The organism is Acinetobacter sp. V2 (assembly GCF_001188385.1).
GTDB classification, from domain to species: domain Bacteria; phylum Pseudomonadota; class Gammaproteobacteria; order Pseudomonadales; family Moraxellaceae; genus Acinetobacter; species Acinetobacter oleivorans.
Genome location: NZ_JZFB01000003.1, coordinates 248821 through 255812, shown reverse-complemented (window position 1 = coordinate 255812; position 6992 = coordinate 248821). Strand labels below are relative to the sequence as shown.

Below are 6992 nucleotides of genomic sequence, written 5' to 3'. Positions count from 1 at the left end.
CCAACTTTTATCATCTTTTGTTCAAGCCAATGAAGATGATGCTGTTATTCAAGCACGAAAAATTATTTCGATGCTAACGGATCAAATGCTTCGATATAAGTTATCTATCGAATAAAAATAATAAAACAGAGCACTTATCAAATATCGAGTGAGAAATATGGAATTTTAGGAGTTATAGGAATGACCCAACATTTAGATATAGAAGAGCTTCAAAATTTGTTAAAGACGGTGGTTGAGGAAACGACAGCCATTACAGAAAATCTGGCAACCAAAGCGAGCAAAATACTCTCAAAACATGAACCTGAAAAAACAAAAGACATTAAGCTTTCAGGTTCAGAGCGTTCAGCTTTGCAAAAGGAAATTAAAAAGGCCTTACAGGAAAGCCATTACAGTCAAGGTATCGGCTTTGCAAGTTATAGCCCTGCAACCCAAGAAGAACAAGATTATTGGACACTTGAATGGTGGTATAAAAAAGAAGATCAGTTACAGCAAGCCAAACTTGAAAACTATCAAAATGCTCAGCGCTTTTTAGATTTTCGCTCTTTTGAATGGTTCCATAAACCTGCTCAAAATAAAAGTCCGTGCATCCATGGACCATATGTCGACTATATCTGTAATGGTGCATATACCATCACCCTTGCCCATCCGGTCATGATTCGTGATCAATTTATCGGTGTAATTGCCACCGACATTTTAGTTTCAGCACTCGAAAAACTACTCATGCCGAAGCTTAAAAACATTAAACAAAAAGCAATCGTGATCAACGATTCTTCTCGAGTCATTACTTCAAATGACGTCAGCATCAGAACAGGCACATTATTTAAAGGCCAAAGCCCTCAGCAGGTTCTGTCACGACCGTGTCAATCTTTTCAACTGGTCGTGATCTAGAGTGAAGTCAAAAAATATAAATATTTGACTTTGCTTTAGGGCATCACCAAGGCGAAATAGCCCCTAGCTTTTGTACAAACTTTCTTCAAACAGACTTGTTTATTCAGGTCTAGGGGAAGTTTTGGCTCAAAAATAGCATCGCTTTTCCGGATGAAAAGCAAAACAACGAAATTTGAGGTTGAAATGACATGGAAAATAAAACGTCTTCCTTAAAAAAACTGTCTCTTTGGCAAGTCACAATTATTGGTATTGCCTACATGACTCCCATGACGGTGTTTGATACTTTCGGTATTGTCTCTGGCATTACCAATGGACACGTACCACTCGCATATTTACTCGCACTAGGCGCCATGCTACTCACCGCTTGGAGCTATGCAAGATTCAGCAAAAATTCAGAAAAATCAGGCTCGGCATATAGCTATACAGCTGAAAGTTTAGGGCCTAAAAGTGGCTTTTTTGTCGGTTGGTGTTCCCTACTCGACTATCTGTTATTACCCCTCATTAATGTTTTGCTAGCTGCAATTTATCTCACAGCCCTTATTCCAAGTTTACCTTATTGGTTTTGGGTATTTGTATCGGCAGGCCTAGTCACTTTAGTGAATTGTTTCCGCATTCGGTTACTCGCCAACTTAAGTCTCTTGTTTGTATTTGCACCCATCATACTCATGGTCATTTTTGTTTATTTAGTGATTCAGGGTATTGGCTCGACTCAAGGTTATGAGCATGTGCTTACATTAGCCCCTCTCTGGCATGAGCACCAGTCTATACTACCGCTCGTTGCGGGTGCCTCAGTTTTGTGCTTTTCTTTTTTGGGCTTTGATGCGGTTACCACACTCTCAAATGAAACCAAACAGCCCACCAAAAATATTCCCCGAGCAGTCATGTTAACAACTCTCGCTGGCGGACTTATTTTCTTCACCGCTGCTTGGTTTATTCAGCTTTATTTTCCAAATAATCTGCGCTTCCAGCACCCTACTGAAGCACTTCCTGAAATTGTGCTTTATGTCGGCGGTGCATTCTTCCAATCCGTATTCTTATGCGGGCAAATTATGAACACAGTCGCCTCTGGCCTTGCCTCACATGCCAGCGCTTCCCGTTTACTGTATATAATGGGCACCGATAATATTTTTCCTAAAAAGTATTTTGGGACAATTCACATCTCCTTAGGTACACCATTTTTTTCGGTTTTATTTGTTGGTCTTATTTCAATGTCTGCGGTTTTTCTAGATTTAGCACAAGTCGTAAGCCTGATCAGCTTTGGTGCACTAGTCGCTTTTACAGCCGTAAATTTCTCAGTTTTTATGAAGTTTTATATTAAAGATAAACAGCGCTCAGGGTTTAAAAATAAATTTCTAAACCTCTTTTTACCGCTTTTATCCGTCATCAGCATTATTTGCCTCTGGATTAACCTTGATTCATCTTCGCTCACTTTCGGATGTTTCTGGTTATCGCTAGGTATTCTTTTATTTATCTATAAAACGATTAAAAAACAAAGTATTGCGATTAGTAATGCTTATTAATTTTTAAGGAACTTTGTCATGAATATTATTTCTAAACCTCAACTTTTAAAAGACGTGCAATATAAACCCAGTAAATCTCTACAAGTGGGCAAAGAGTGGAGCTGGTTAAATCCAAAACATGCAAAATTTGACACAACAAATGTAGAAGGTGCAGCGGTAGATAATCCAGCGAACTACTATGAAAGCTCTCTTTCTGATTGGCATACATTTGACAGTTTACAAGCTGATATTGAATGCGATGTGGTGGTTATTGGCGGTGGCTTATTAGGTTCATCAAGTGCATTACATTTAGCTGAACAAGGCATAGATACTGTTTTATTAGAAAAAAATCGCATTGGTAGTGCAGCTTCTGGCAGAAATGGCGGACAACTTACCCCCGGTTTAGCTCGCTGGGAAGCTCAAGAAATGGCCGATCGCTTAAGCTATGAAGATGCAAAAAAACTATGGCATTTTACCTCTACAGAAGCCATGCAACTTATTGATGACATCTCAGAAAAATACCAACTTAACTTTGATCGAAAACACGGTCACATTACCGCCGCCGTTCATGAAGGGCATTTGGTTGGTTTAACACAAGGCGCCGATGCTCGGAAATATTTAGGTGAAGACCATACGCGCATTGTAGGTAAACACGAACTCATGGACTTTATTAAGTCGGACTACTATACGGGTGGTTTAATTGATGAGTTGGGCGGGCAAATTCATCCTTTAGCTTTGAACCGTGGCTTAATTTATGGCTTTTGCCAAAATGGCGGTACTGTTTATGAGCAAACAGAAGTCATTTCAATAGTAGAGAAAGAAGATGGTATTTATGTTCAAACTGCAAATGCTGTCGTAAAAGCTAAAAAGTCTGTGGTGTTAGCGGTACACCATGCTTCATTTAAACTTTTATCAGAGCAAAGCAATACTACTATTCCGTTTTACACCTATGTTGCGACGACTTCCCCACTAGAACTTGATACAAAAGAGCTTCTGCCATTTGGGCATCCTGTTTATGACACTCAGTTTCAGATTGATTACTACCGTCCTGTGTTTAATAACCGTTTACTGTTTGGTGGCCAAGGCACAGGAACATGTTGGGGACCAGAGAAAACTTTAAATTATCTAGAACATCGAATTCATACGGTTTTCCCTCAAATTAAAAATCTAGAGATGGATTTTGTCTGGAGTGGAACGACTGATTTAACTGTAAATGGTGCAGTCGATAGCCGTAAATTTGGTAATAAGTTCCCGATTTATGCTGTTCACGGTTGGAGCGGTCACGGCGTTGCACAAACGGTACGCATTGGTAAAGCCATTGCAAATGACTTTGTTGGGCAATCTAACGACTTTGAAATGTTATCTAAAATTGACCATCAAAATATTATGTTTGGTCGTACCCTTGCTCCCGTTGTTATTCCGCTCGCAAAAAGTATGTATGGCATCGGCGCAATGATTAACCCGGGCAAAATGGTGTCTTTCTAATTTATAAAAACATCATTTTTCTAAAAAAGGGTCCGTATAGCTTTGTACGAATCCTTTTTAGGTATTAATTAGGCTTAGTTAAATAGGAATAGGTTTATTTAGAGTTCAACTTGTTTATCCACATGATTCATTAAGACTTCTATAAGCTCATCTTGCTTACCGTCAGCTACTGGAATTAGATATACTTTTCTGTCACTAGCAATACCTATACAATTAAAATACTCCTTTTTAAAACCATTCCAGTGACCAATACGATATTGATCAGCAATAATATTAAACTTATTAAATTTAACAGTTTTTATCCCACAAATTTCTAATATCAAATAATCTTTTTTGAAATAGAATCTAAAAATAGTATAACGATAATACTTAAAAAATTTTCCAAATAAATAAAATAGTCCCAACACACCCATAGAAACAGGATATAAATAATACAATGACATATTAATACCAAATAAATCTATTGCCCACTTATCTGATTCAAAAGGAGCAGCCCCCAATATAAAAATACCAAATAGAAGGAATATAATACCCAAAATTTCACCAATTATAAGTTTGGTACAATCAGAATTTATAAGGTGTTCATATTTATATAGTTCTTTATAATGCATTTTCTACAACCTTTATTCCCTTATTCAACTTTATTCTTTTACGAATATAAATTTCTCTTGTTAATACTTTTAGAAATACACTATCTCACCAAACTTCATAGATAAAAGTATATTCAGTTTTAACACTCATTTTTACACTGTTACTCTCTTAAAAGACTTAAGTAGAACTTTGTCTTTTCACTCATCAACTTCTATTTTATTTGTATATCTAATAATTGTCTTTAATCATTTCAAATATTCGTAGTTTCCTATACTTGCAATTCATCACCATTTTTCTGATTAGGCTAATGATGCGCAATCCATTACAATAGCATCAGCTTTTTTATTCAGCGCATATATTTTGAGCAACTCATCTTCCCAATTAAAACGCGGACTTAAAAATCGCCACATCCAGCTAATCGCTATGGGTGGTGCTGTCGGGACAGGTTTATTTTTAGGCTCTGCACAAGTCATCCAGTCTGCTGGCCCTTCTATTATTTTAGGTTATGCCATTGTCGGTTTCGTCGCATTTTTAATTATGCGCCAAATGGGTGAAATGATCGTAGAAGAACCTGTGGTCGGTTCCTTTAGTTACTTTGCACAAAAATACTGGGGAAGATTCCCTGGTTTTTTATCGGGCTGGAACTATTGGGTGGTTTACATTCTTGTCGCAATGACCGAACTGACAGCAGTTGCTAAATATGTGCATTACTGGTGGCCTCATATTCCTGCTTGGATATCAGCCTTATTTTTCTTTGTTTTGGTCACGTGTTTGAACTTAGGCAACGTTAAATTTTATGGTGAATCTGAGTTTTGGTTAGCCATTATTAAAGTTGCGGCAGTCATTGCCATGATCGTGTTTGGCTTATATTTATTGCTCACCGCAGGTAGTGACTCTATCGCTAGCTTCTCAAACCTATGGCAGCATGGCGGATTTTTCCCGCATGGGTTCTCTGGCCTGTTTTATATGCTCGCCTTCTTAATGTTTGCTTTTGGTGGTATTGAACTGATTGGGATGACTGCTGCTGAAGCCGAAAATCCAGAAAAAAGCATTCCACAAGCCATTAACCAAGTCATCTTTCGAATCTTGGTTTTCTATGTGGCTTCGCTTGCCATCATCATGTCTCTTATTCCTTGGAATCAGCTTGACCTTGGTGGTCTAGATAAAAGCCCATTTGTGATGATTTTTAGTCAGCTTGGGATTGGCTGGGCAGCGCATTTGCTTAACTTTATTATTTTGACGGCTGCACTGTCTGTTTATAACAGCGGTATGTATGCAAACAGTCGCATGTTGTATGGCCTCGCTGTACAAGGCCATGCATCCAAAATTTTTACAAAAGTCAGCAAACAAGGCGTTCCAACACCGGCTGTTATCTTTTCTTCTATTCTGATTTTTGGTTGTGTATTACTGAACTATTTTATCCCAGAAGAAGCTTTAAGCTATCTCATGTACATGGCTGTGGCAGCTTTAGTTTTAAACTGGGCAATCATTAGCTTTACCCATTTGAAGTTTAAACGTGCCATGAAACTTGAAGGTAAAGTTGTTAAATTCCCTGCGTTATTTTCACCTTTAAGTAACTATATTGTTTTGATTTTTATTGGCATGATTTTATATATCATGTGGACTCAAGGCTTTGAAAAATCAGTTATTTTAATTCCAATTTGGATTGCATTCATGTTTGGATTATATAAATTTTTGAGTTGGAAAAAATCACTCTAATTTTCAAAAAGGCTTATTCAAACAGGATAAGCCTTTTATCATTGAATAGCTTATCCTCTTAAATAACTTCAAAAAATCTACTCAAAAAAACCATTCACATTTTATTCATCATTATTAAATTTTTCGCTGCTAGACACCTTGATATGTAAGCCTTAGTCATTCTAAACATTGGTATTTAATGAGATAATTATTAAAGTACAAGTGTTTACATGATCTATAAATATTTGTGTCAATGTTCAGCTAAAATCAAAGCAGACCAGTTATCGTTATAATCACTCAATAGGAAAAAGACACTTCATCGAAAGACAGGTTCTTTACCCACTTTACTGATTTAGCACCGTCAACTGTGTCACTCAATGATGAAAGACAGGAAATTTTATGGAAAAAGCTCTGCAATGTCCTAAGTGTGGTTCTACAGAAATTGAAGCACGTGACCATGACAAATTACTTAGAACAACTGGCGGTGTTTTACTGACAGCTGCTGGTACAACAGCAGGCACAGTAGGTGGTGCTGCAACTGGAGCTTCTGTTGGTGCAGCGATTGGTACGATTGCTGGCCCTTTAGGTGTTATTGTTGGCGGAACAGTAGGAACTTTTGTCGGTGCAATTAGCGCAGGTATTACTGGCGGTGTGGTTGGCAATATTTTTGGTAAAAAAGCTGGCGTAATGATCGATAAAAATATTTTTCAGGATTATCGCTGTCTAAAGTGTAAATATCGTTTTAAGCAAAAGAAGTAAAATCAATTAAGTAGGAGAACTAGTTGCTCTAGCTCTCCTGCCTAACCAAAAATTTAATAAACCATCTGGAAT

General features: G+C 37.4%; 6 protein-coding genes and 1 pseudogene. 6 read left to right on the top strand and 1 reads right to left on the bottom strand.

The window, feature by feature from the left end; genetic code table 11:
• From UC75_RS21475 to UC75_RS12090, 4 genes and pseudogenes are all read left to right on the top strand, one after another.
• Window positions 1–115 (top strand): annotated as a pseudogene (locus UC75_RS21475) (GntR family transcriptional regulator); the annotation flags it as partial.
• Between the two features lie 65 nt (window positions 116–180).
• The gene (locus tag UC75_RS12100; protein ID WP_049837738.1) at window positions 181–888 is read left to right on the top strand and encodes a cache domain-containing protein; all 708 of its coding nucleotides are present in this window, start codon (window positions 181–183) and stop codon (window positions 886–888) included.
• Between the two features lie 188 nt (window positions 889–1076).
• Window positions 1077–2408: an APC family permease gene (locus UC75_RS12095; protein ID WP_049837737.1), complete on the top strand. Its 1332-nt coding sequence runs from the start codon at window positions 1077–1079 to the stop codon at window positions 2406–2408.
• A gap of 18 nt (window positions 2409–2426) precedes the next feature.
• A complete protein-coding gene (locus tag UC75_RS12090; RefSeq protein WP_049837736.1) occupies window positions 2427–3872 on the top strand; it encodes an NAD(P)/FAD-dependent oxidoreductase in 1446 nt (481 codons plus the stop codon).
• 98 nt (window positions 3873–3970) lie between these two features.
• Here the strand turns inward: UC75_RS12090 and UC75_RS12085 are convergent, their stop codons facing one another.
• Window positions 3971–4483: a hypothetical protein gene (locus tag UC75_RS12085; protein ID WP_049837735.1), complete on the bottom strand. Its 513-nt coding sequence runs from the start codon at window positions 4481–4483 to the stop codon at window positions 3971–3973.
• 340 nt (window positions 4484–4823) lie between these two features.
• Between UC75_RS12085 and UC75_RS12080 the strand changes: the two genes are divergently transcribed.
• Complete coding sequence (locus UC75_RS12080) at window positions 4824–6182, top strand: amino acid permease (RefSeq protein ID WP_128825259.1); 1359 nt, start codon at window positions 4824–4826, stop codon at window positions 6180–6182.
• 378 nt (window positions 6183–6560) lie between these two features.
• Window positions 6561–6920: a hypothetical protein gene (locus tag UC75_RS12075; protein WP_005303542.1), complete on the top strand. Its 360-nt coding sequence runs from the start codon at window positions 6561–6563 to the stop codon at window positions 6918–6920.
• The last annotated feature ends 72 nt before the right edge of the window (window positions 6921–6992 follow it).